Below are 24,048 nucleotides of genomic sequence, written 5' to 3'. Positions count from 1 at the left end.
ACAAACGACCAAGATGTGTGCATGCCGTAGCCGCTTCGCAGGGGCGAGGAACCCAGGCTGGACAAGCGCCGGCGTCACGGCAGCAATTCCTCGCCCCCACGAAGTGGGGGGAGGTGGCGAGCCCGAAGGGCGAGACGGAGAGGGGGAGTACTCCGCCGAGCGTCGGCGACACGATCAATCGTGACGTGCACCCTCCATCACAACCGCCTCGACGAAACGCCTCAGCCCGTCCTCGACAAAATCCTCCAGCCTTCCCCGGGGATCGAACCCCCACCACAGCAGCGAGCCCTGCCATTGCGACGCCATCAGCAGGCCGATGCCCGGCGGCGCGTGCGGCGTGGCGGAAAAGCACGCCTCCAAGGCGCCCGCCAACGTCTCTTTCCACGCCGCGCCGCGCGCCCGCAAGGCCGGGTCGCGCAGGTCCTCGCGCAGCACCAGCAGGCCCTCGGCATAGGCTTCGATGCCGCCATAGTCGCCCGACAGGCCGACCAGCATTTGCACCGCGCCGTCCGGCGTCTTGGCTACCGTTCCGGCGAGGCGAGCCGTCTTGTCGTCCAGCCCGTCCCAGGCGTGCAGCAGGGCGGCGCGCTTCAGTTCGTCCTTGCCGCCAAAACGCTGCACCAGCGTCGCCGGCGACAGCCCGCAGACCGCTGCCAGGCTGGCGAAGGTCAGCGCCTCGGGGCCGCGCCCGTGGATGATGCGTAGCGCGGCCTCCAGCACGTCGCGGTCGGGCAGTGTTTTTGGCCGGGGCATCTTGACTTCCGTTTATAACCGAACAATCATTTATATATCTTGAAACGACGGCGGGCACCAGCCCGACGCGACGGATAATTCGGGAGAATCCAATGACGCTGCAAGGAAAAGTGGCGCTGGTCGCCGGCGCGACGCGCGGGGCCGGCCGCGGCATCGCGACCGAACTCGGGGCGGCGGGCGCGACGGTCTATGTCAGCGGGCGCACGACCCGCGACCGGCAGTCCGAATACCAGCGGCCGGAGACCATCGAAGAGACGGCCGAGCTGGTGACGGCGGCCGGCGGCACGGGCATCGCCGTTCCGACCGACCATCTCGTGCCGGAGGAGGTGAAGGCGCTGGTGACCCGTATCCGCGCCGAGCAGGGCCGCCTCGACATCCTGGTCAACGACATCTGGGGCGGGGAAAAGCTGTTCGAATGGAACAAGCCGGTCTGGGACCACGATCTCGGCAACGGCCTGCGCATGCTGCGGCTCGGCATCGACACCCATCTGATCACCGCCCATTACGCGCTGCCGCTCATGATCGAGCGGCCTGGCGGCCTCCTGGTGGAGGTCACCGACGGCACCGCCGAGTACAATGCGACGACCTATCGGCTGTCGCCCTTCTACGACCTCGCCAAGGTGGCGGTGAACCGCATGGGTTGGTCGCATGCCAAGGACCTTGCCCCGCACGGCGCCACCTCGGTGTCGCTGACGCCGGGCTGGCTGCGCTCCGAGATGATGCTGGAGGCCTTCGGCGTCCGCGAGGACAATTGGCGCGACGCGACCGCGAAGGTGCCGCATTTCGTCATCTCGGAGACGCCGCGCTTCGTCGGCCGCGCCGTGGCGGCGCTCGCCGCCGACCCGCAGCGGGCGCGCTGGAACGGCCAGTCGCTGTCCAGCGGCGGGCTGGCGCAGGTTTACGGCTTCACCGACCTCGACGGCTCGCGGCCCGATGCGTGGCGCTACATCGTCGAGGTGGAGCATGCCGGCAAGCCGGCCGACGCGACCGGCTATCGGTAAGTAAGGGCTTACAAGGTTCCGGACGGTATCGATCCGCCGCTTACCGGCCGAGCGTCGACAGCGTGATCCCCGTCATCGCCCTGTCGACATGCGTGGCGATGTCGCCGCGCTCGACGCCGATGTCGCGCAGCGCGCGGTCGTCGAGCTTCTCCAGGTCGTTGATCGCGCGTCGGCGCCAAAAGGCGCCGCGCATGAATTCGGCAAGCCGCAGGGCGAGCGAAGGCGTTCGCTCCGCGCATGCCGGCGGAGCGCAGACAGCAGGGGTAATCATGTCCATCGCTTTCAGAATGTTTCCTGCCTACTAAAATAGGGCATTGAAATAAAAAGGAAAAACGAGGAATATTTGCATGGTCTACAAACTTTTCTTGAAGATGGTGGGATCGTGCATATCCCTGGGACACGCGCGCTGAAGGTGCTGCATGCCGCAGGCCGCCACCTCAATTTTTCGCGCGCGGCGGCCGAGCTCGGGCTGACGCCGGCCGCCGTCAGCCATCAGATCAAGGAGATCGAGGATCAGCTCGGCGTCGCGCTGTTCCTGCGCACCAGCCGCACCATCCGCCTGACGCCGGCCGGCGCGGTCTTCCACGAGGCGGCCGGCGAGGCGCTCGACCTGCTCGGCAAGGCGGCGGCGCGGGCGCGAAAACTGTCGCGCGGCGTCACCCAGCTCAAGATCACGATGGACGGCCTGTTCGCATCGAAATGGATGGTGCCCAGGCTCGACCGCTTCCGCGAGAGATGGCCGGACATCGAGCTTCTGTTCGACATCTGCTTCGACCTCAGGGATTTCGGCCGCGACGACGTCGACATGGCCATCCGCTTCGGCGCCGGCCGTTATGCCGGGCTGGCGTCGCACCGGCTGTTCGACAACCTCATCGTCCCGGTGTGCAGCCCGCGCCTGCTCAGGTCGGGGCCGCCGCTGAAGGAGCCGCGCGACCTGCTGCGCCACACGCTGGTCCATATCGAATGGTCGCGCCAGGGCGTCACCTGGCCGAACTGGCGCATGTGGATGGCGGCCGCCGGCATCGACGACTTCGACGACCGCCGCTGCGTGCTCTTCTCCGATTCCGGCAGCGTCATCCAGGCGGCGATCGAGGGCAATGTCGTGGCGCTCTGCGATTTCTCGATGGTGGCCAACGACCTGTCGGCTGGCCGGCTGGTGCGGCCTTTCGATCTCGGCCTGAAGATGGCGCCGGAATTCGCCTATTATCTCGTCTATCCCGTCGAGATGACCGACGAGCCGCGCGTCTCCGCCTTCCGCGCCTGGATGCTCGAAGAGGTACGGCAGACGCCTGCGGAGGGGTTTTCCGGCGGAATCTGAAGCGTGTCGGCAGGGCTCGCACCTTGCCTGGGTACTTCTCGTCCGGCGACGGCTCCTCGCGTCGTTCGATCACGACCGCTCGTGGCCCGCCGCTTGCCACGCCCGTTCCAGATGGCTAGGTCGACGTTAGGGAGGATTGAATCGCATGGCCCGGCTCACCACCATCGGTTTCGACGCCGACGACACGCTCTGGCAGAACGAGCAGTTCTATCAGATGACGGAGAAGCGCTTCCAGGCGCTGCTTGCCGACTACGCGGCGCCGGAGCACCTGTCCGCGCGGCTGCTGGAGGCGGCCAGGCGCAACATCGCCTTCTACGGCTTCGGCATAAAAAGCTTCACCCTGTCGATGATCGAGACCGCGGTCGAGATTACCGAAGGCAAGGCGCCGTCCTCCGTCGTCGGCGAGATTCTTGCGGCCGGCCGCGAGATGCTGGCGCATCCGATTGAGACCCTGCCGCACGCCGCCGAGGCGCTGGAGCGGCTCCGCGGCCGCTATCGTCTTGTGCTCATCACCAAGGGCGACCTGATCGACCAGGAGCGCAAGCTGGCGCAGTCCGGGCTCGGCGATTTCTTCGAGGCGGTCGAGATCGTCAGCGACAAGTCGGTCGGCACCTACGAGCGCATCTTCGCCCGCCACGGCGACGGCCCCCAACACGCCATGATGGTCGGCAACTCGCTGAAGTCGGATGTCGTGCCGGCGCTCAGGGCAGGCAGCTGGGGCGTCTATGTGCCGCACGACCTCACCTGGGCCTTCGAGCACGCCGAGGCTCCTGCCGACCAGCCGCGCTATCGCGAGATCGTCCATCTCGGCGAGCTGGCGGGCCTGATCGAGACCATCGGGTAAGGGGCGCGGGAGCTGGTTTCCGGTCCACGGGACAGCTCGAAAATCGTCCTCACGGGTTCGATGCTCGAAGTGGCGGCAGGGGACAGTTTATTTTCTTTCCGTAGAAAAGCGGTGCCGCTTCAAGGCTGTCGCTGGCGGAAAAAGGCAACTGTCCCCGGCACTTACCCGCTTTCGCCGCAATCCCGGCGGCAGGCAAGAGACGCGTTTCCGCCGATTTCTATCCCCTCCCTCTCGGCCTCCCTTATTCTTGCGGGCAGTTCCTCCCGCGGGAACACCGGTCGCGACGGTGGTTTGGTGGGGAGGGACCGGCGCCTCCGGTGCGGGAAGACGTAGCCCGCGCCCGGGGAGGCCCGTCCGAAGGTTCCTCCTCCGCAACTATGTGCGGGGCGCACTGGACGAGTGCTGCGGCATGGCCAGCCGAGGCGACGCAAGAAGCCGGAGCCGGAGCTATAGCGAAGCGGAACGGGATGGTGCCCGAAATCGCCGGCGGGGCGCGAAGGCCGCGCCATGTTTTTACTAAAGAGGCTCGGCCCAGCGCCCCGCTTCCCGACTTCTCCCTCCGCGGCAGGGAGCGCTCTTTGAAAAGGCCAGGGCCGCAAGGCAGCGTGGCGAGGATGAGGCGCGGCCTTCCCTCCCCCTTGAGGGGAGGGTGGCCGCGAAGCGGCCGGGTGGGGTCGCCGCGGCAGTGCTCGACCGAAGGCATCCTGCAGTCGGCGCGGCGGTTCCGGAAGCGCGTCCGCCGCCTCCCGTTAACTGGCGCCGCTCCTCGAAATCAATGATACGCGAGGCCCCCCACGCCTGGAAGGCGCCTCTCCGTCCCGGGGCTCGCCGAAGGATTACGGGAACAAGTGACCGGCGGGACGACGAGGTTGGCGCCGGCCGTCAGGGCAGCCAACCGCTGGCATTACTCCGGCACGCGATCCCGCCGGCCCTCGGTCGCCGCGACCGCATCCCCCCAGTCGAGCCGCCGGGCGATGCGAAAAGTTTCGCCCTCGCGTTTGGTCACGGTCGTCTCGCCGGCGGAGCCGTCGGCGCGGCAGAGCTTCAGCGTCACCATGCCCTTGGCGGCCCGCGGCGGAGCGATGACGCGGGCGGCCGGCTGGTCTCCCGGCCGGCGCGAGGCGGCGACGAAGATGTATTTCTCGTCTTCCCAAGGCACATCCGCGCCCTTGGCCAGCCGGTGCAGTCGCGAGCGGGCGACGCGCCGCGAGAAATGGCACCAGTCGGGCGGCGCGAGCGGACAGGGGGCAGCGTGCGGGCAGGGAGCGAGCAGATGCGCGCCGGCGGCGATCAGCCGCTCGCGAACGGCAAGGATGCGAGCCCAGCCGGCCGGCGTGCCGGGTTCGACCACAACCAGCACCCCGGCGGTCAGCGCCCACAGCCGGTCGACCAGCGGCGGCAGCGCCTGCGGCGCGAGCTCGTCGAGCACGTAGGACAGCGTGACCAGGTCGGCGGGGCCGAGAGCGGGCAGCGTACGCGTGGCGTCGCCGGCGATCCAGCGGGTCTCGGCGGCGGGCAGGGCAGCGGCGAGCGTCTCGCCGGCGGCGCGCGCGGCCGCGCTCGCCTCGACAAGCTGCGCATCGGCGAGGCCGGGCCAGCGATCGCTCGCCGCCCACAGCACGGTGCCCGGACCGGCGCCGAGATCGAGCAGCGTTTGCGGCGCGAAATCCGGCAGCACCTCCGAGACGGCCTCGAAGCTGGCGCGCACGGCGGCATAGGTCGCCGGCAGCCGCGTCGCCAGATAGGCCTTGATCGCGAGCTCGCCGTCGAGATGCAGCCGCCCGTCGCGCAGTTCGGCGCGGTAGCGGCTGGACAGCAGGCCGGCGGCGCGGCGCAGCTCGGCCAGCGGCGTGTTCTCCAGCAGCCGGTCGACCGTCTGCCGCAGGGTTGGAGGCAGTTCCATGGTCAGGCGGCGCGCGGCGCGAACAGGATGACGGATGCGCCGGCGAGGCAGACGGCTGCCCCCAGCATGTCCCAGCGGTCCGGCCGCATGCCTTCGGCGAGCCAGAGCCAGGCGAGCGACGCGGCGATATAGATGCCGCCATAGGCGGCATAGGCGCGGCTGGCGGCCTCGGCGTCCGTCAGCGCCAGCAGCCAGGCGAAGGCGGCGAGCGAGAGCAGGCCGGGCGCCAGCCAAAGCGGCGACCTGTCCAGCCGCCACCATGCCCAGAAGGCGAAGCAGCCGGCGATCTCTGCAAGCGCCGCCGCGGCGAAGACCAGGTAGTTCATGAAACGGATCCGATGCTGATCGGCGCTATGTTGCAGGTGGCCGGCGCGAACTCAAGGCGCCCGCCGGCAGCCGGGGATGGAGGATCGCCCGCACCTTCCGGAGCATGGCGGCTCTTCCTCGCCGGACGAAGCCGGCGGCAGCCGAAGTGTCTTGCAACCGTAACGCGCCTCCCTTACAATTCAATTGCTTGGAAGTACGTGGGCTCCGTCCGTCCGTTGGGCGCGGGGCAGTTCATCCGGCCCAGGCTCCAGTTCGCAGAAAACTTTTCTGCGGGAGCTTCTGCCGTGCCCATTGCCCCAGGCCACGTTTTCGCTCCCGCAGTTTTTTCCCCAATGCTGCCGTGCGGCGTCCAGCGCCCTCGTGGTGAGCTTTGTCGAACCACGAGGGGCCAGATGCGGCCCCGGGGGTGCCGACCGGCTACTCCCGATCGGAGACCTTGCGGCGGCCGCGCTTCGGCTTTTGCGCCGGTGCATCGATCTCGCGATGCGCCATCTCGCGCATGGCCAGCGCCTTCTCGCATTTGTCCATGTAGCCGCGGGTGACCGGCACCGTGTCGTTCCTGCGGGTGAGCTGGATCTGGAATACCATCATGTCCTGCCAGCGGAACGCCGCTTCCGAGCCGGACAGGTAGAATTCCCACATGCGGCAGAAGCGCTCGTCATAGATCGCCTTGGCCTTGTCGCGGTTGGCCAGGAAGCGCTCGCGCCAGTGCTTCAGCGTGTCGGCATAGTGCAGCCGCAGGATCTCGATGTCTCCGACCATCAGCCCTGACTTCTCGATCGCCGGCAGCACCTCGGACAGCGCCGGAATGTAGCCGCCGGGGAAGATGTGCTTGCGGATGAAGGCGTTGGTGGCGGATGGCGGGCCGAAGCGGCCGATCGAATGCAGCAGCATGACGCCGTCGGGCTTGAGCAGCGTCGCGCATTTGTCGAAGAAGGTGCGGTAGTGGTTGACGCCAACATGCTCGAACATGCCGACCGAGACGATGCGGTCGAAGCGTTCGCTGAGGCTGCGATAGTCGCGGATCTCGAAATGCACATGGCCTTCCAGGCCTTCGGCCCGCACCCGCTCGGTGGAGACCGCGTGCTGCTCGGTCGACAGCGTCACGCCGAGCACGTCGGCCTCGAAATTCTTGGCGATGTAGAGGCCGAGGCCGCCCCAGCCCGAGCCGATGTCGAGCACGGACTGACCCGGTTTCAGCGCAAGCTTGGCGGCGATGTGGCGCTTCTTGGCGAGTTGCGCCTCCTCCAGCGTCATGTCCGGCCGCTCGAAATAGGCGCAGGAATACTGCATGTCCTCGTCGAGGAAGAGCTTGTAGATCTCGCCGGAGAGATCGTAGTGCCGCTGCACGTTGCGCTTCGAGCGAGCCGCGGTGTTGACCTGCTGGAGCCGGCGGAAGGCGACCCGCAGCCCTTCGACGGCGCGCGTCCACGCATCCGTCGCGCCCATCGGACCGATATTGACGTAGACGAGCTTCAGGAAGGACAGCACGTCGCCTTCGAGGAAGTCCAGTTCCTCCTCCATGAAGGCCTCGCCGATCGCCAGCGTCGGGTGCAGCGTGATCGCACGTTCGGCATGCGCCGTCTTGATGTGCAGGTGCACCAGCGGTCCGCTGCCGTCGCCGAAGGTCGAGGTGCCACCGTTCGGGCCGGTGATCTTCAGGTGTCCGATTCGCACGACGCGATCGATGATACGCTTCAAAAGGATGTTCATGGCCGTATGCCCCTGGCAGGAACACGCTTCGTCAGTGAAACTGTCCTATTGTGCGGCAAAAAGTTGCAGCTTGAAAAGTTCCATTTGGCCTAAATTTTGTGAGTGATCATAAGGCCAGATGGCACGCGGTCCGCAAGGACGGGGAACAGGTTTGCCGTTGCCGGTCTTCGAGATCATCGGCGGCCGACCGGCCGCCCGCACGCCGCGACCGATCAGCCTGCGAGATGACCGGCGACAAAGGCGCCGGCCGATGCCGTCGCCGCCCGCCCGGCGGAGAGCCGCGCCGACCACAGATGCCAGGCGTGGATCATGTGCGGCCACACCTCGAGCCGGGTTGCCACATCCGCCGCGCCCAGCCTGCCGGCGATCCGGACCGCGTCGTCGAGCAGCGTTTCCGCCGATCCGACCTGCACCAGGATCGGCGGAAGGCCGGCCAGCTCGGCGCACAGGGGCGATACCAGCGGGTCGCGCGGATCATGCCCGGCGAGATAGTTGTCGGCGAGCTGCACGAGATAGTCCCGGTGGATCAGCGGGTCGATCGCCGCCTTGCCGTCCATGCTGGCGCCGGTCATTTCGAGGTCGACCCAGGGCGACACCAGCCAGGCGCAGGCCGGCAGCGGCCGGCCGCTGTCGCGCAGCCGGACCATCAGCGCCAGCGACAGCCCGCCGCCGGCGCTGTCGCCACCCACGGCGATCCGCGTGGCTGGATAGCCTTGGTTCAGCAGGAACTCGAACGCGGCCGTCGCATCGTCGAGCGCCGCCGGAAACGGGTTTTCGGGAGCCAGCCGGTATCCGAGGGCGAGCGTCCGGACTTTGGCGGCGCGGCCGATCTCGCTCACCATGCCGCGATGGCTGCGGATCGAGCCGGAGCAATAGCCGCCGCCATGGAAGAACAGGAGGACCTTGCCGGCATCGCTGCCCGGTGCAAGCGACCATTCCGCCCGGCAGCCACCGATCTCCACCGTTTCGAAGCCGATATCGGGCGCCACGCCATCCACCGAGGCGACCGCATCCAGCCGTTCCCGGCGCTCTGCCAGGCTATCGGGCCGCGGCAGCGAGGTCAGGAGGGCTCTTACGCCGTCGATCTCCGAACCCGACACGGCTTCCTCCCAGTTTGCGGTTCAGGGCTTCGGGGCTTGTTTGTCTCGCAATTCGCGCCGCAGGATCTTGCCTACCGGGGTCTTCGGCAGTTCGGTGCGGAACTCGATGAATTTCGGCCGCTTGTAGCCGGTCAGATTGTCCTTGCAGAAGGCGCGCACCGCCTCCTCGGAGAGCGCCTGGTCCTTCTTGACGATGAACAGCTTCGGGACCTCGCCGGAATGCTCGTCCGGCACGCCGATGGCGGCGACCTCCAGCACGCCCGGCATGCCGGCAACCACCTCTTCCAGCTCGTTCGGATAGACGTTGAAGCCGGAGACCAGGATCATGTCCTTCTTGCGGTCGACGATCTTGGTGAAGCCTTCCTCGTTCATGAAGCCCATGTCGCCCGACTTGAAGTAGCCGTCGGCGGTCATCACCTTAGCCGTCTCGTCGGGCCGGTTCCAGTAGCCCGCCATCACCTGCGGGCCGCGAATGCAGATCTCGCCCACCTCGCCGACCGGAAGATCGTTGCCATCATCGTCGCGGATGGCGATGTCGGTGGACGGTATGGGCAGGCCGATCGTGCCGGTGAAGGACGCGCCGTTGACCCGGTTCGCGGTGGCGACCGGCGAGGTTTCGGAAAGGCCATAGCCTTCGGTGATCGCGACCTTGGTGACGGCCTGCCAGCGATCCGCCACCGATTTCTGCACCGCCATGCCGCCGGCCAGCGTCAGCACCAGCGACGAGAAGTCGAGCTTGCGGAAATCCTCGTTGTTGAGCAGCGCGTTGAACAGCGTGTTCAGGCCCGGCAGGAAATGGAAGGGCTGCTTCCGCAGCTCCTTGACGAAGCCGGGAATGTCGCGCGGATTGGGGATCAGCAGGTTGAGTGCGCCCTGCTGCATCCCCATCATCGCGTTCACGGTCAGCGCGAAGATGTGGTAGAGCGGCAACGCGCAGACGAATGTCAGGTTTTCCGGCTTTTTACGCACGGTGTAGGCATCGTCCAGCCAGAGACTGAGCTGCTCGACATTGGCGAGAATGTTGCGATGCAGCAGCGTCGCGCCCTTGGCGACGCCGGTCGTGCCGCCGGTGTATTGCAGGAAGGCGACGTCGTCCGGGCCGACCTCCACCGGCGTGAAGCGGGAGTCGGCGCCCGTCTTCAGCGCCGCGTTGAAGGGGATGTGCCCGGGCAGCGACCAGGCCGGCACCATCTTCTTGACCTTGCGCACCACCAGATTGACCAGCACGCCCTTGAGGCCGAGCAGGTCGCCCATGGTGGCGACGACGACGTGCTTGACCGACGTGCGGCCGATCACCGCCTGCAGCGTCGCCGCGAAGTTCTCGAGGATGACGATCGCCTCGGCGCCGGAATCCTTGAGCTGATGCTCGAGCTCGCGCGGTGTGTACAGCGGATTGACGTTCACGATGGTGCAGCCGGTCTGCAGGATGCCCATCATCGCCACGGGATACTGCAGGATGTTGGGCATCATCACCGCGACGCGTGTGCCCTTGGCCAGCCCCTTCGACTGCAGGAAGGCCGCGAAGGCGGCCGCCTTCGCCTCGAGCTCGGAGAAGCGCATCGTCTTGCCCATGCAAACGAATGCCGGACGGTCGGCATGACGGCGGCACGACGCGAGGAAGAACTCGCCGATCGAGTTCGCCGGAAGCGGCCCGATCTCGGCGGGAATGGTTTTCGGGTAGCTCTTCAGCCAGGACCTGGCTGGAACGCCGGTTTCGCGCGCTGCTGTGGCCAACATATCCTCCCCTGCGGGCCGGCGCCTCGCGACTGCGGGCAGCCGGCTTTCTTCATACTTTGTATTGCGCCGGCTTTGCCCCGCGCAAGCCTTTGCCGCTGTTTGTGCCGTTGCCGCAACGGCACGGCGTCGCCGCGGCCGTTGCGGCATCGGCGAGGAAGATCCGTTGCCGGCACAACTATTCCGCGAAATTGCGCGGATTGCTGCTTTCAGGAAATCATATGTCTGCCACGGCTGGCAATTCGAAACAAAAATTTCCCTTCCGGAACGGAAACCGTGCGGGGAGTTCCAAAGCCCCGTATTCTTTGCTTATATGCCGCCTTCGCGAGCCTGCTAGAGGGGCTTGGAATAAGAACAGGGAGAACCCGATGATAAGGAAACTGACGTTCGCGGCCGCGCTGCTGGCGGCGACCGCGCTGGCTGGCGCGGCGAACGCGAAAACCTTCGTCTATTGCTCGGAAGCGTCGCCGGAAGGATTCGACCCCGGGCTCTACACCGGCGGAAACACCTTCGACGCATCCGCCCACCCCGTCTACAACCGCCTGCTCGAGTTCAAGAAGGGCACCACCGAGGTCGAGCCGGGCCTGGCGGAGAGCTACGAGGTCTCCGACGACGGCCTGCAATACACCTTCAAGCTGCGCCAGGGCGTGAAGTTCCAGACCACCGACTTCTTCACGCCGACGCGCGAATTCAATGCCGACGACGTGATCTTCTCCTTCGAGAGGCCGTGGAAGGAGGACAATCCCTGGCACAAATATGTCGAGGGGGCGTCCTGGGAATATTTCGCCGGCATGGGCATGCCCGAGCTGCTCGACAAGATCGAGAAGGTCGACGACCACACCGTCCGCTTCACGCTGAAGCGCAAGGAGGCGCCGTTCCTCGCCAATGTGGCGATGCCCTTCGCCTCGATCCTGTCCAAGGAATATGCCGACAAGCTGCAGGCCGACGGCAAGATGAACCAGATGAACCAGATGCCGCTCGGCACCGGTCCGTTCACCTTCGTCGGCTATCAGCAGGATGCGGTGATCCGCTACAAGGCCAACCCGGACTACTGGGGCGGCAAGCAGCCGATCGACGACCTGGTGTTCGCCATCACCACCGACGCCGCCGTGCGCTACCAGAAGCTGAAGGCCGGCGAGTGCCACCTGATGCCCTATCCGAACGCCGCCGACGTGGCGTCGATGAAGGCCGATCCGAGCCTGAAGATATCGGAGCAGGAAGGCCTGAACGTAGCCTATCTCGCCTATAACGCCACCCAGGCGCCGTTCGACAAGGTCGAGGTGCGCAAGGCGCTGAACATGGCGATCAACAAGCAGGCGATCGTCGACGCCGTGTTCCAGGGCGCCGCCACGCCGGCCAAGAACCCGATCCCACCGACCATGTGGTCGTACAACGACGCGATCGAGGACGACAAATACGATCCGGAAGCGGCCAAGGCCGCCCTGGAAGCTGCTGGCGTCAAGGACCTGTCGATGAAGGTATGGGCGATGCCGGTGGCGCGTCCCTACATGCTCAACGCCCGCCGTGCCGCCGAGCTGATCCAGTCCGATTTCGACAAGATCGGCGTCAAGGTCGAGATCGTCTCCTATGAATGGGCCGAGTATCTCGACAAATCCAAGGCCAAGGACCGCGACGGCGCGGTGATCCTCGGCTGGACCGGCGACAACGGCGATCCGGACAACTTCCTCGACACGCTGCTCGGCTGCGACGCCGTCGGCGGTAACAACCGCGCGCAGTGGTGCAACAAGGAGTTCGACGATCTGGTCACCAAGGCCAAGGAGGCGAGCGACCAGGCCGAGCGCACCAAGCTCTACGAGGAGGCGCAGGTCGTGTTCAAGCGCGAGGCGCCTTGGGCCACCCTCGACCACTCGCTGGCGATCGTGCCGATGCGCAAGGAAGTGCAGGGTTTCGTCCAGAGCCCGCTCGGCGACTTTACCTTCGACGGCGTCGATCTGGCCGAATAGGCCCGACGCAGAGGTTGCGGAAGGGCGTTCGCGACGGCGGACGCCCTTCTGTTATGATCGGCAAACGGTCCCGCAGCGCTCCGGACGTGCGCTGGCCAGCGGATCGCATGCACGGCGCGATGGCCGGCGGGGCCTGCAGCGCGCAGGACATCTGGAGTCCACATGCTTCGGTTTCTTCTCAGACGGCTGGCTGTGCTGATCCCGACCTTCATCGGGGTATCGCTTCTCGCCTTCTTTCCAATTCGATTGCTGGCTGGCGACCCGGTGGCGCTGCTGTCGGGCGAGCGGGTGATGTCGCCAGAACGGCATGCCGAGATATCGCACCAGCTTGGCCTGGATAGGCCCTACGTCGTCCAATATCTGGACTATTTGTGGAGAGTTCTCCATGGGGACTTCGGGGTTTCGATCTCGACGAAAGAGTCGGTCTTCAATCAGTTCCTTCAGCTCTTCCCGGCTACGCTCGAGCTTTCGATCTGCGCGATCATCGTGGCCGTCGTGCTCGGCATCCCGGCCGGCATCCTGGCCGCGATCAAGCGCGGCTCCTTCTTCGATCAGAGCGTCATGGGCGCTGCATTGGTCGGCTATTCCATGCCAATCTTCTGGTGGGGACTGCTGCTGATCATCCTGTTCTCCGGCATCCTGCAATGGACGCCGGTGTCGGGGCGCATCTCGCTGATGTTCTTCTTTCCGCAGGTGACCGGCTTCATGCTGATCGACTCGCTGCTGTCGGGCCAGGAAGGCGCCTTCAGGTCGGCCGTCAGCCACCTGATCCTGCCGACGATCGTGCTGGCCACCATCCCGCTCGCCGTCATCGCCCGCCAGACGCGCTCGGCCATGCTCGAGGTGCTCGGAGAGGATTATGTGCGCACCGCCCGCGCCAAGGGCCTGTCGCCCTTCCGGGTCGTCGGCATGCATGCGTTGCGCAACGCCATGATCCCGGTGATCACCACAATCGGCCTCCAGGTCGGCGTGCTGATGGCAGGCGCCATTCTCACCGAGACGATCTTCTCCTGGCCGGGCATTGGCAAATGGATGGTCGATTCGGTGTTCCGCCGCGACTATCCGGTGATCCAAAGCGGACTGCTCATCATCGCCAGCATCATCATGCTGGTGAACCTTGCCGTCGATCTGCTCTACGGCCTGATCAACCCACGCATCCGGCACTGAGGAGGGCGTCATGGTTCAGACGACCGTAATCGAACCCGTATCGCTCGATCCATCCCGCAGGCGCCGGCTGGCCGAGTTCTGGTATTATTTCTCGGAGAACCGCGGCGCCGTCATCGGCTTGTGGGTTTTCGTCGTCCTGGTGTTGCTGGCGTTGCTGGCGCCGCTGATCGCCCCGCATGCACCCAATGCGCAATACCGCGACGCGGTGCTGTTGCCGCCCGTCTGGCAGGATGGCGGCAGAACGGCCTTTCTATTGGGCACCGACGCCGTCGGCCGCGACATCCTTTCGCGCCTGCTCTATGGCGCGCAGTTCTCGCTGTTCATCGGCGTGGTGGTGACCACGCTGGCGCTGGTCGGCGGCATCGTCATCGGCGTCTTCGCCGGCTATGTCGGCGGCTGGCTCGACACCGTGATCATGCGCGTTATGGACATCATCCTGGCCTTCCCGTCGCTGCTGCTCGCGCTGGTGCTAGTGGCAGTGCTCGGCCCCGGCCTCACCAACGCGATGATCGCCATCGCCCTGGTGCTGCAGCCGCATTTCGTGCGGCTGACGCGCGCCGCGGTGATGGCCGAGAAGAGCAGGGAATACGTGATCGCCGCGCGCGTCGCCGGCGCCGGGCCTATGCGGCTGATGTTCAAGACCATCCTGCCCAACTGCATGGCTCCGCTGATCGTGCAGGCGACGCTGTCTTTTTCCAACGCCATCCTCGACGCCGCGGCGCTCGGCTTCCTCGGCATGGGCGCGCAGCCGCCGACGCCGGAATGGGGCACGATGCTGGCGGAAGCGCGCGAGTTCATCCTGCGCGCGTGGTGGGTGGTGACCTTGCCGGGCCTGGCGATCCTGATCACGGTGCTCGCCATCAACCTGATGGGCGACGGCCTGCGCGACGCGCTCGACCCGAAGCTGAAGCGGAGCTGAGCGATGCCCCTTCTCGAAATCCAAAATCTCATCGTCGAATTCCAGACGGCGTCCGGCCCGTTCCGCGCCGTCGACGGCGTGTCGCTGTCGGTCGACCAGCGCGAGGTGCTGGCGATCGTCGGCGAGTCCGGATCGGGCAAGTCGGTGTCGATGCTGGCGGTGATGGGGCTTCTGCCGTGGTCGGCAAAAGTGAGCGCCGACCGGATGACGTTCGCGGGCCGCGACCTGCTGTCGCTGTCCGTCGCCGACCGCCGCAGGATGGTGGGCAAGGACATGGCGATGATCTTCCAGGAGCCGATGGCCAGCCTCAATCCGTGCTTCACCGTCGGCTTCCAGATCGAGGAGGTGCTGAAGGTGCATCTCGGCCTCGATCGCAAGGCGCGGCGGGCGCGCGCCATCGAACTCCTGAAGCTGGTCGGCATCCCGCAGCCGGAAGACCGGCTCGGCCATTTCCCGCACCAGATGTCGGGCGGTCAGTGCCAGCGTGTGATGATCGCCATCGCGCTCGCCTGCAATCCCAAGCTGTTGATCGCCGACGAGCCGACGACGGCGCTCGACGTCACCATCCAGAAGCAGATCCTCGACCTCCTGATGCGGCTGCAAGCCGAGCACGGCATGGCGCTGATCATGATCACCCACAATATGGGCGTGGTCGCTGAGACGGCCGATCGCGTCATCGTCCAGTACAAGGGCAGGAAGATGGAGGAAGCGGACGTGCTGTCGCTGTTCGAGAACCCGAAGAGCGACTACACCCGGGCGCTGCTGTCGGCACTGCCGGAGAATGCCACCGGCGATCGGCTGCCGACGATCTCCGATTTCATGACCGATGGCGGCTTCCGCGGAGCAGCGCAATGACCGGTCCGATCCTCGAGGGCAAGAACATCGTCCGCGACTACCACATCCGCGGCGGCATGTTCGGCGCGGCGCGCACCATCCATGCGGTCAAGGGCGTCAGCTTCAAGGTCGACAAGGGCAGGACGCTGGCGATCGTCGGCGAGAGCGGTTGCGGCAAGTCGACTCTTGCCCGCATCATCACCCTGATCGATGCGGCGACCGCGGGCGAGCTGTTCATCGAAGGCAGGAAGGTCGATATTTCCAAGGGTGGTCTGACGCCGGAAATACGCCGCAAAGTGCAGATCGTCTTCCAGAACCCGTATGGCTCGCTCAATCCGCGGCAGAAGATCGGCGACGTGCTCGGCGAGCCGCTGCTGATCAACACGACGCGGACCGCCGAGGACCGCCGCGAGCTCGCCATGGCGATGCTGAAGAAGGTCGGGCTCGGCCATGAGCATTACAACCGGTATCCGCACATGTTCTCCGGCGGTCAGCGCCAGCGCATCGCCATCGCCCGGGCGCTGATGCTCAATCCCAGCCTGCTGGTGCTGGACGAGCCGGTGTCGGCGCTCGACCTGTCGGTGCAGGCCCAGGTGCTCAACCTGCTCGCCGACCTGCAGGACGAGTTCGGGCTGACCTATGTCTTCATCAGCCACGATTTGTCGGTGGTCCGCTACATCGCCGACGACGTGATGGTGATGTATTTCGGCGAGGCGGTGGAGTACGGCAGCCGCGACGCCGTGTTCTCCGACCCGCAGCACAGCTACACTAGGACGCTGTTCGCCGCGACCCCGCGCGCCGACGTCGACAGCATCCGCGCTCGCCTCGCTCGAAAAAACGCGGCCTGAAACGCAGGGTATGCTTTCGCGACGCGGGCTGCGGCCGCGTCGCGGTTCCATGAAGCGCCGGAGGCCGGAACCGCCGGCTACCTATGCGTCGACACGCGAACGAGCCGCCGTCTGCAGGCGTTCAGTCAGCCGCCTGCGCCTTCCAGATAGGTGATGATGGCAGCTCGCTGCTCGGCGTTGGGAATGCCCACGGTCATCGTCGTGCCCGGGACCGTCTGGCGGGGCGCGGCGAGAAAGGTATCGAGCGTCTGGCTGTCCCAGACGATGCCGGACTCCTGCATCGCCGGCGAATAACGGGCCCCCTCGACGCTGCCGGCCGTCCGGCCGACGACACCGGACAGATGCGGGCCGGCGCGGTTCTGGCTTGCGTCCATGGTGTGGCAGGCGCCGCAGCGCTGGCGGAACAGCCGCTCGCCATCGGCCTGCTGCGCGAAAGCGACGGTCGGCAGCAGCAATCCGACGGCAATCAGCAGCCCGGTGAAGGCCGGGCGCGCATGGCTGAGGCCTTCGGCCAGAGATGGCAGGGACGACGCCGTCCGCACGGCGGCGCGGGCAGGCGAGAGAGAGTGTGCACGGTTCATGGGATCACCTCTGTAGTCCGTGGGAGGATTCGCGTTCGCGGCAGCGAGCGGTTCGCCCGCGTCCCGAGCGCGGGTGGGGAGGCCGGATGGGAAATGGCGGAGGCTCTGTTCTCTGTTCGGCCAGGAGATGGAATCTTCGGACGCGGAACAATATCGCCGCGCCCGATCGGAAGGAGACTGTCAGATTGGCAGGGTCCTCAGGCCGGCCGGCTCCGGCATCTCGGGCGCGGGCGCCGGCGCGACTTGTTTCGTCATGTCGATCCGCGGCAGCCGGATGATGGCGCGCAGACCTTTCGTCCGGTTCTCCAGCAGGATGTCGCCGCCGTGATGGCGGGCGATGGCCCGCGCGATCGACAGGCCGAGCCCGACGCCGCCGGTCTCGCGGTTGCGCGATTGTTCCAGCCGGAAGAACGGAGCGAACACCTGTTCCATATCGGCGGTCGGGATGCCCGGCCCGCCGTCCTCCACCACGATGTCCAGACTGTCAGGCTTCCGGACCACGCTCACGGTCGCGTGCTCGCCATAGCGCACGGCATTTTCGACGAGGTTGCGTATCGCCCGGCGCAGCGAGTCCGGCCGGCAGCGGTAGAGCACCTTGGGGCCTTCGCTGACGGTGACGTTGTGGCCGAGTTCGGCGAGATCGTCGCACAGGCTGCCGACCAGCGCCGAAAGATCGACGGTCCGCGTCGCCTCGACCGCGGCGTCCTCGCGCGCATAGGAAAGCGCCGCCTCGGTCATCGTCTGGATTTCCTCGATGGTCTTCAGCATCTTCTCCTGAAGCTCGTGATCCTGGACGAATTCGGCGCGCAGCCTGAGCGAGGTGAGCGGCGTGCGCAGATCGTGGCTGATCGCCGCCAGCATGCGCGTGCGGTCCTCGACGAAACGTTGCAGGCGCTCCTGCATGCGGTTGAACGCCTCGGCCGTCAGGCGGATGTCGTCCGGCCCGGATTCAGGCAGGCGCGGCACCGCCTCGCCGCGGCCGAACAGCTCGGCCGCATTGGCGAGCCGCCGCAGCGGCCGGGCGATCGCCTGCGCGCCGAAGATGGCGATGGCCGACAGGATGAGCGCCGTCAGTCCGAGCGACATCGCCGATTGCGACGTCCAGAACGCGTTCGGTATCGCCTTGGCGTAGGCGGCATTCAGCCAGGTGCCGTCGTCCAGGCGGACGGAAAGGCCCATGCCGTTCGGCGCGGCGTTCATGTAGAGGAATTTCGCCGGCCGCGTGAAAGGGCCGACGCCGTTGGTCGACACGTCCAGCATGCGCGGCGACACCGACGGATCGGCGCTATCGACGCCCGTCGAGGCCTGCCCGTTCAGGGCAGCCGCGTATCTGCCGGCGACGCCTGGCAGCGGCTTGGACAATTGAGCGAAAGCCTCCTTCTGCCAGGCGAGCGGATCGCTCGGCCCGTCGCGGGAGGTCCAGAAGCGCGTATAGACCGTGCCGCTCACGTCGAGGATGTCGGGCCGCAGGGACGGAGGAGTCGTGTCGAGCAGCAGGGCGAGCGACGAGGTACGGCTGACGAACTCGCCCTTCGCCGCAGAGTGCAGGGCCTGGCCGCGCTCGTCCCAGGAGATCAGGAAGGTGATCGCCTGCGACAGCGCCAGGGCGAACAGCACCAGCGTGAGGAAGCGGGCCGCGAGGCTTCGTCTCCACAGCAGCATCATGCCTGGGCCACCTCTGCCGTGAAGCAGTAGCCGCCGCCCCAATGCGTCTTGATCAGCATCGGGTTCCTCGGATCCGCCTCGATCTTCTTGCGCAGCCGGCTCACCTGGTTGTCGATGGCGCGGTCGAACCCGTCGGCGGTGCGGCCGACCGTCAGGTCGAGCAGCTGGTCGCGGCTGAGCACGATGCCGACATGCTCGATGAAGGCGGTTAGCAAGCGGAACTCGGCCGTGCTCAGCGCCACCGCGACGCCGTCGAGGCCGACCAGCTCGCGGCGGCCGACATTCAGCGTCCAGCGGTCGAAGCGCAACGCGCTCGACTTCAGCCGGCCGCGCTGCGGCGGCAGGCTGTTGACGCGTCGCAGCACCGCCTTGATGCGCGCCAAGAGCTCGCGCGGGTTGAAGGGTTTGGTCAGGTAGTCGTCGGCGCCGATCTCCAGGCCGACGATGCGGTCGACCTCCTCGGCCATGGCGGTGAGGAAGATGATCGGCACGTCGACGGTGCCGCGCACATGCCGGCAGGCGGCGAGCCCGTCCTCGCCCGGCATCATGATGTCGAGCACGATGAGATCCGGCAGGCTGCGCTCGAGCAGCCGCTTCAGCGCCGTCGTGCTGTCGGCGACGCTGACGCGATAACCCTGCTGGGTGAGGTATTTCCCAACGAGGTCGCGGATATCCCTGTGGTCGTCGACGACCGCGATGTGCTGCGTCGCTTCCATGCAATGCTCCAGGGCCTGCCAATAATCGGCAAGCATCGACGATATTCAGTCCGCCTCTACACGGATGTTCACCTTCCGCACCATGGCGGCAATCTCCGGCGACTTCAACAAAACGTGAGAAGTGTAACGAAATGTAACAGGCGCATCTGCCTGCGACAGCTTGCGATGAACTGCCGGTCGCCGGGACAAGGTTCTGCGACAGCTCCCGCCTAGCTTGGCCCCGTCGCTAGCCGGGATTCCCGTCCGGCCGCCTGAGTGCGCCGCAAACGAGTCGTGATTCCCAAGCCAGCTTTTGACCGAAAGGAACGCAAATGGCCAGACTGACCATCAACGGCACCCCACGGGAGGTCGAAGTCGATCCGGACACGCCGCTGCTTTGGGTGATCCGCGAGCAGGTTGGGCTTACCGGAACGAAATATGGCTGCGGCGTGGCGGCCTGCGGCGCCTGCACGATCCACATCGACGGTGTCGCGACGCGCTCCTGCGTGCTTCCGGTAAGCGCGGTGGAGGCGGACCAGCAGATCACCACGATCGAGGGGCTTTCGCCCGACAGCTCGCATCCGGTGCAGCAGGCCTGGCTGGCGCTCGACGTGCCGCAATGCGGCTACTGCCAGGCCGGCATGATCATGGCGGTGGCGGGTCTGCTCCAGCAGAACCCTAGCCCCACCGACGAGGACATCAACGCCGAGATCACCAACATCTGCCGCTGCGGCACCTACAACCGGGTGCGCGCCGCCATCAAGCTTGCCGCCAATGGCGGTGAAGCCACCACCCAGGGCGGCTGAGGAGAACGGTCATGAACGCGATAATCTCCATCTCGCGCCGCAGCTTCATCGTCGGCGTCGCCTCGACGGCCGGCGGCCTGTCTCTCGGCTTCAACGTACCTTTTCTCGAGCCCGCGCATGCGCAAGGCGCCGAGACCGTGCCGGAGATCAACGCCTGGGTGGTGATCAGGCCGGACGACACGGTGGTGATCCGCATCGCCCGCTCCGAGATGGGGCAGGGAACGCTGACCGGCTTGGCGCAGCTCGTCGCCGAGGAACTGAACTGCGACTGGTCGAAGGTCACGACCGAATATCCGTCTCCGGCCGAGAATCTGGCGCGCGACCGCGTCTGGGGCAATTTCTCGACCGGCGGCAGCCGCGGCATCCGCGAATCGCACGAATACGTTCGCCTGGGTGGAGCGACCGCGCGTGAGATGCTCATCGCCGCGGCCGCTGCCGAGTGGGGTGTGCCGGCAAGCGAATGCGTGGCGAGCATGGGCATGGTCACGCATGCGGCGTCCGACCGGGCTGCTTCCTATGGGCAGTTGGCGGCGGCGGCCGCGCGGATCACGCCGCCCGCCAACGTTCCGCTCAAGGATCCCAAGGACTGGACCATCGCCGGCAAGCCGCTGCCCCGGCTCGATACCGCCGACAAGCTCAACGGCTCCCAGGTCTACGGCATCGACCTCAAGCTGCCCGGCATGCTCAACGCGGTGATCCGCGCCTGCCCCTATTTCGGCGGCAAGGTCGCGGGATTCGACGCCGCCGCGGTCGCCAGCATGCCGGGTGTCCGCAACGTGGTGCAGGTCGACGAGACGGCCGTCGCCGTGGTCGCGGACACCTGGTGGCAGGCCAAGACGGCGCTCGATGCGCTTCCGGTCACCTGGGACGAAGGCCCCAACCGCGACGTGACCAGCGCCTCCATCGCGGCGATGCTCGCGGAAGGGCTCGACGCCACGGACGCCTTCATCGGAGCCGAGGCGGGCGATGTCCGCGCGGTTCTGGCTTCGGCAACCCGCACGGTGACCGCGACCTACGCCTTCCCCTACCAGAACCACGCCACCATGGAGCCGATGAACGCCACGGCGCTCTACACGCCGGAGCGCTGCGAGGTGTGGGTGCCGACCCAGAACGGCGAGGCAAGCCTGGCGGCGGCCGCCGAGGCAGCCGGCCTGCCGGTGCAGCAATGCGAGGTGCACAAGATTCATCTCGGCGGCGGTTTCGGCCGGCGCGGCAATTTCCAGGATTATGTGCGCCAGGCCGTCGGCATCGCTAGGCAGATGCCGGGAACGCCGGTGAAACTCATCTGGTCGCGCGAGGAGGACATGCTGCACGGCGCCTATCATCCGACCACGCAGTGCAAGCTGACCGGCGCGCTCGACGCCGACGGCAATCTCACCGCGCTGCACATGCGCATTTCCGGCCAGTCGATCCTGGCGGCGGTGCGGCCGGAAGGAATGCAGGGCGGCATGGATCCGGTCGTCTTCCAGGGTCTCGTGCTCACCGGCGCGGAAGGCACGCTGGCCTACGGGGTCGATAATCTGCTGATCGACCACGCCATGCGCAACCCGCCAATTCCGCCGGGCTTCTGGCGCGGCGTCAACCTCAACCAGAACGCCGTCTACGTGGAGTGCTTCATGGACGAACTCGCTCATGAGGCAGGGCAAGACCCGCTCGCCTTCCGCCGCAAGCTGATGGCCAACCATCCGAAGCACCTTGCCGTGCTCGAGGCGGTGGCGGAGCGGATCGGCTGGGATACCCCGCCTGCGGCCGGCATCCATCGCGGCCTTGCGCAGATCATGGGTTTCGGCAGCTATGTCGCGGCGGCGGCGGAAGTATCCGTCACCGACGGACAGTTGAAGATCCACCGCATCGTCGCCGCCACCGATCCCGGCCATATGGTCAACCCCGCGCAGATCGAGCGGCAGGTCGAAGGCTCCTTCGTCTACGGCCTCTCAGCCTGCCTTTACGGCGAATGCACCGTCAATGGCGGCCGCATGGAGCAGGAGAATTTCGACAGCTACGAGGTGGTGCGCATGGCCGACATGCCGGCGGTGGAGACCATCATCATGCCGTCCGGCGGTTTCTGGGGCGGTGTCGGCGAGCCGACCATCGCGGTCGCCGCGCCCGCCGTCCTCAACGCCATCTTCGCGGCCACAGGCAAACGCATCCGCACGCTGCCGCTGAAGAACCATGACCTGGCATGACAGGATGAAGGACGGACGCGGGCGATTGCTCGCGCCTGTCCTGTTTGCCGCGCTGACGGTGGGCGCGCCGGCCCGGGCCGATGCACCGGTGCAGGTCGCCGCGCCGCCGGGTGCTGCCGCCTGCAGCGGCTGCCACGGGCCGGCGGCGCTCGGCTCGGCCATCCCGTCTCTGGAAAATCATGCGGCGGCCGATATCGCCGTGCAGATGCAGGCCTTCCGCAACGGCGAGCGTCCGGCGACGGTGATGGGCCGTATCGCCCGGGGATTTACCGAGGAAGAGACGCGCGCCATCGCCGAATGGCTCGCCCGACCGGAGGCGGAGCGCCATGCCCAGCCGTAGAGTTCTGCTCGGCGGCGCGGCGGCAAGTATCGCCGCGACCATGCTTGCCGCACCGCATGTCAATGCGCAGGCGCGCCCACGTGTCGTGGTGATCGGCGGCGGTTTTGCCGGCGCGAGCTGCGCCCGCGCGCTCGCCCTGCTGAATGGTGATATCGCGGTCACGCTGGTCGAGCCGGAGACGAGCTACATCGCATGTCCGTTCAGCAATGCCGTGCTGGCGGGGTTGCGCGGCATGGAGGCGCAGACCTTCGGCTATGACGGCTTCGACGGCATCGCGCTGATCCACAAGCGGGCGGCAGCCGTCGATACCGAGCGCCGCCGCGTCCGGCTGGATGACGGCACAGACATCGACTACGCCCGGCTGGTGCTGGCGCCCGGCATCGACCTCAACTTCGAGGCGCTGCCGGGTTATGACGCAGCGGCCGCCGAGATCATGCCGCATGCCTGGAAGGCGGGGCCGCAGACGCTGCTGCTGCGCGATCAGTTGGCGGCGATGCCGGACGGCGGGACGGTCGTCATTTCGGCCCCCGCCAATCCCTTCCGCTGCCCGCCCGGCCCCTACGAGCGGGCGAGCCTGGTCGCGCACTACCTCAAGACCGCCAAGCCGCGGTCGAAACTGATCATCCTCGACGCCAAGGACACCTTCTCGAAGCGGAGTCTGTTCGAGGCGGCGTGGCGCGAACTCTATCCCGGCCTGATCGAATGGGTGCCGCTGTCGGCCGGCGGCCGGGTGACGGAAGTCGATCCGGCGACGAAAACGCTGGTGACAGAGTTCGGCAGCCATAAGGCCGACGTCGCCAACGTCATCCCGTCGCAGCGGGCGGGGGCGATCGCGCAGGCCGCCGGCGTGGCCGACCGGACGGGCTGGTGCCCGATCGATCCGGTCACCTTCGAGTCGCGCCTCCAGCCGGGCATCCACGTCGTCGGAGACGCTGCAATCGGCGGAGCGATGCCTAAATCCGCATTCAGCGCCAACGCCCAGGCGAAAGCCTGCGCGGCGGCGGTCGCAGCCCTGCTCCGCGAGCAGGAGCCGGCGCAGCCGAAACTCATCAACACCTGCTACAGCCTGGTGGCGCCCGACTACGGCATTTCGATCGCCGGCATCTACCAGCCGCGTGACGGGTTGCTGGCGGAAGTCGAGGGTGCGGGCGGCGTCAGCCCGCTCGATGCGGCCACGGACGTCCGCGAACTCGAGGCAGTCTATGCCGAGGACTGGTTCCGGACGATCACCAGCGAAGTGTTCGGATGAAAGGGATGGCCGGTCTTGTGATGGCAATGGCGCTTGTCGCATGGGCCGCTCGCAGCGACGAGGTTACCGCGTGTGTCTTTACCCCCGCCCCTAACCCCTCC

General features: G+C 66.7%; 22 protein-coding genes. 12 read left to right on the top strand and 10 right to left on the bottom strand.

What is annotated here, in order from left to right; translation table 11 throughout:
- Positions 1–174 precede the first annotated feature (174 nt).
- Complete coding sequence (locus tag AC5JDC_RS11055; protein ID WP_495841394.1) at positions 175–753, bottom strand: TetR/AcrR family transcriptional regulator; 579 nt, start codon at positions 751–753, stop codon at positions 175–177.
- Positions 754–845: 92 nt separating this feature from the next.
- On the opposite strand from AC5JDC_RS11055, the gene AC5JDC_RS11050 reads away from it, so the two are divergent.
- Positions 846–1,754: an SDR family oxidoreductase gene (locus AC5JDC_RS11050; protein ID WP_106774374.1), complete on the top strand. Its 909-nt coding sequence runs from the start codon at positions 846–848 to the stop codon at positions 1,752–1,754.
- A gap of 40 nt (positions 1,755–1,794) precedes the next feature.
- Here AC5JDC_RS11050 and AC5JDC_RS11045 read toward each other — a convergent pair whose 3' ends face one another.
- The gene (locus AC5JDC_RS11045) at positions 1,795–1,947 is read right to left on the bottom strand and encodes a YjiS-like domain-containing protein (RefSeq protein WP_495841393.1); all 153 of its coding nucleotides are present in this window, start codon (positions 1,945–1,947) and stop codon (positions 1,795–1,797) included.
- Between the two features lie 186 nt (positions 1,948–2,133).
- On the opposite strand from AC5JDC_RS11045, the gene gcvA reads away from it, so the two are divergent.
- Together gcvA and AC5JDC_RS11035 are read left to right on the top strand one after the other, a co-directional pair.
- Positions 2,134–3,072 carry a transcriptional regulator GcvA gene (gene gcvA, locus AC5JDC_RS11040; protein WP_495841396.1) on the top strand — a complete coding sequence of 313 codons (939 nt, stop codon included), beginning with the start codon at positions 2,134–2,136 and terminating at the stop codon, positions 3,070–3,072.
- A gap of 145 nt (positions 3,073–3,217) precedes the next feature.
- Positions 3,218–3,916, top strand: coding sequence for an HAD family hydrolase (locus AC5JDC_RS11035; protein ID WP_495841392.1), 699 nt, complete (start codon positions 3,218–3,220; stop codon positions 3,914–3,916).
- 904 nt (positions 3,917–4,820) lie between these two features.
- Here AC5JDC_RS11035 and AC5JDC_RS11030 read toward each other — a convergent pair.
- The 5 genes from AC5JDC_RS11030 to AC5JDC_RS11010 form a co-directional block, all read right to left on the bottom strand.
- Positions 4,821–5,819, bottom strand: coding sequence for a small ribosomal subunit Rsm22 family protein (locus AC5JDC_RS11030; protein WP_495841391.1), 999 nt, complete (start codon positions 5,817–5,819; stop codon positions 4,821–4,823).
- A 2-nt stretch (positions 5,820–5,821) separates the two neighbouring features.
- A complete protein-coding gene (locus AC5JDC_RS11025) occupies positions 5,822–6,145 on the bottom strand; it encodes a YnfA family protein (protein ID WP_495841390.1) in 324 nt (107 codons plus the stop codon).
- 418 nt (positions 6,146–6,563) lie between these two features.
- Positions 6,564–7,859 (bottom strand): cyclopropane fatty acid synthase, encoded by a 1,296-nt coding sequence (locus AC5JDC_RS11020; protein WP_106774370.1) that lies wholly within the window; start codon positions 7,857–7,859, stop codon positions 6,564–6,566.
- A gap of 212 nt (positions 7,860–8,071) precedes the next feature.
- The gene (locus AC5JDC_RS11015) at positions 8,072–8,959 is read right to left on the bottom strand and encodes an alpha/beta hydrolase (RefSeq protein ID WP_495841389.1); all 888 of its coding nucleotides are present in this window, start codon (positions 8,957–8,959) and stop codon (positions 8,072–8,074) included.
- 21 nt (positions 8,960–8,980) lie between these two features.
- Entirely contained in the window at positions 8,981–10,696 is a 1,716-nt protein-coding gene (locus AC5JDC_RS11010; RefSeq protein ID WP_495841388.1) for a long-chain-fatty-acid--CoA ligase, read from the bottom strand.
- Positions 10,697–11,061: 365 nt separating this feature from the next.
- Between AC5JDC_RS11010 and AC5JDC_RS11005 the strand changes: the two genes are divergently transcribed.
- The 5 genes from AC5JDC_RS11005 to AC5JDC_RS10985 all read left to right on the top strand — a co-directional run bounded on the left by AC5JDC_RS11005 (position 11,062) and on the right by AC5JDC_RS10985 (position 16,425).
- Entirely contained in the window at positions 11,062–12,657 is a 1,596-nt protein-coding gene (locus tag AC5JDC_RS11005) for an ABC transporter substrate-binding protein (protein WP_106774367.1), read from the top strand.
- A gap of 162 nt (positions 12,658–12,819) precedes the next feature.
- Complete coding sequence (locus AC5JDC_RS11000) at positions 12,820–13,824, top strand: ABC transporter permease subunit (RefSeq protein WP_495841387.1); 1,005 nt, start codon at positions 12,820–12,822, stop codon at positions 13,822–13,824.
- 10 nt (positions 13,825–13,834) lie between these two features.
- The gene (locus AC5JDC_RS10995; RefSeq protein WP_495841386.1) at positions 13,835–14,743 is read left to right on the top strand and encodes an ABC transporter permease subunit; all 909 of its coding nucleotides are present in this window, start codon (positions 13,835–13,837) and stop codon (positions 14,741–14,743) included.
- A gap of 3 nt (positions 14,744–14,746) precedes the next feature.
- On the top strand, positions 14,747–15,598 hold the full coding sequence (locus tag AC5JDC_RS10990; RefSeq protein WP_495841385.1) for an ABC transporter ATP-binding protein: 852 nt from the start codon (positions 14,747–14,749) through the stop codon (positions 15,596–15,598).
- Entirely contained in the window at positions 15,595–16,425 is an 831-nt protein-coding gene (locus tag AC5JDC_RS10985; protein ID WP_495841384.1) for a dipeptide ABC transporter ATP-binding protein, read from the top strand. Before AC5JDC_RS10990 ends, AC5JDC_RS10985 begins: the two co-directional genes overlap by 4 nt.
- Before the next feature lie 125 nt (positions 16,426–16,550).
- Here AC5JDC_RS10985 and AC5JDC_RS10980 read toward each other — a convergent pair whose 3' ends face one another.
- The 3 genes from AC5JDC_RS10980 to AC5JDC_RS10970 all read right to left on the bottom strand — a co-directional run bounded on the left by AC5JDC_RS10980 (position 16,551) and on the right by AC5JDC_RS10970 (position 19,387).
- Positions 16,551–17,006, bottom strand: coding sequence for a c-type cytochrome (locus tag AC5JDC_RS10980; protein ID WP_495841383.1), 456 nt, complete (start codon positions 17,004–17,006; stop codon positions 16,551–16,553).
- Positions 17,007–17,186: 180 nt separating this feature from the next.
- Positions 17,187–18,671: an ATP-binding protein gene (locus AC5JDC_RS10975; RefSeq protein WP_495841382.1), complete on the bottom strand. Its 1,485-nt coding sequence runs from the start codon at positions 18,669–18,671 to the stop codon at positions 17,187–17,189.
- Positions 18,668–19,387 carry a response regulator gene (locus AC5JDC_RS10970; protein ID WP_106774395.1) on the bottom strand — a complete coding sequence of 240 codons (720 nt, stop codon included), beginning with the start codon at positions 19,385–19,387 and terminating at the stop codon, positions 18,668–18,670. The genes AC5JDC_RS10975 and AC5JDC_RS10970 overlap by 4 nt, the downstream gene beginning before the upstream one ends.
- Before the next feature lie 311 nt (positions 19,388–19,698).
- Between AC5JDC_RS10970 and AC5JDC_RS10965 the strand changes: the two genes are divergently transcribed.
- The 4 genes from AC5JDC_RS10965 to AC5JDC_RS10950 are packed head-to-tail and all read left to right on the top strand — an operon-like array spanning position 19,699 to position 23,947.
- Positions 19,699–20,172, top strand: a complete 474-nt coding sequence (locus AC5JDC_RS10965) for a (2Fe-2S)-binding protein (protein WP_495841381.1) — start codon at positions 19,699–19,701, stop codon at positions 20,170–20,172.
- Between the two features lie 11 nt (positions 20,173–20,183).
- Positions 20,184–22,358: a xanthine dehydrogenase family protein molybdopterin-binding subunit gene (locus AC5JDC_RS10960; protein ID WP_495841380.1), complete on the top strand. Its 2,175-nt coding sequence runs from the start codon at positions 20,184–20,186 to the stop codon at positions 22,356–22,358.
- On the top strand, positions 22,345–22,698 hold the full coding sequence (locus AC5JDC_RS10955) for a c-type cytochrome (RefSeq protein ID WP_495841379.1): 354 nt from the start codon (positions 22,345–22,347) through the stop codon (positions 22,696–22,698). Before AC5JDC_RS10960 ends, AC5JDC_RS10955 begins: the two co-directional genes overlap by 14 nt.
- Entirely contained in the window at positions 22,685–23,947 is a 1,263-nt protein-coding gene (locus AC5JDC_RS10950) for an FCSD flavin-binding domain-containing protein (RefSeq protein ID WP_495841378.1), read from the top strand. The genes AC5JDC_RS10955 and AC5JDC_RS10950 overlap by 14 nt, the downstream gene beginning before the upstream one ends.
- The last annotated feature ends 101 nt before the right edge of the window (positions 23,948–24,048 follow it).

This window comes from Kumtagia sp. (genome assembly GCF_059502445.1).
The sequence above is the reverse complement of the archived record's forward strand: the minus strand, read 5'-3'. Positions and strand labels throughout refer to the sequence as shown.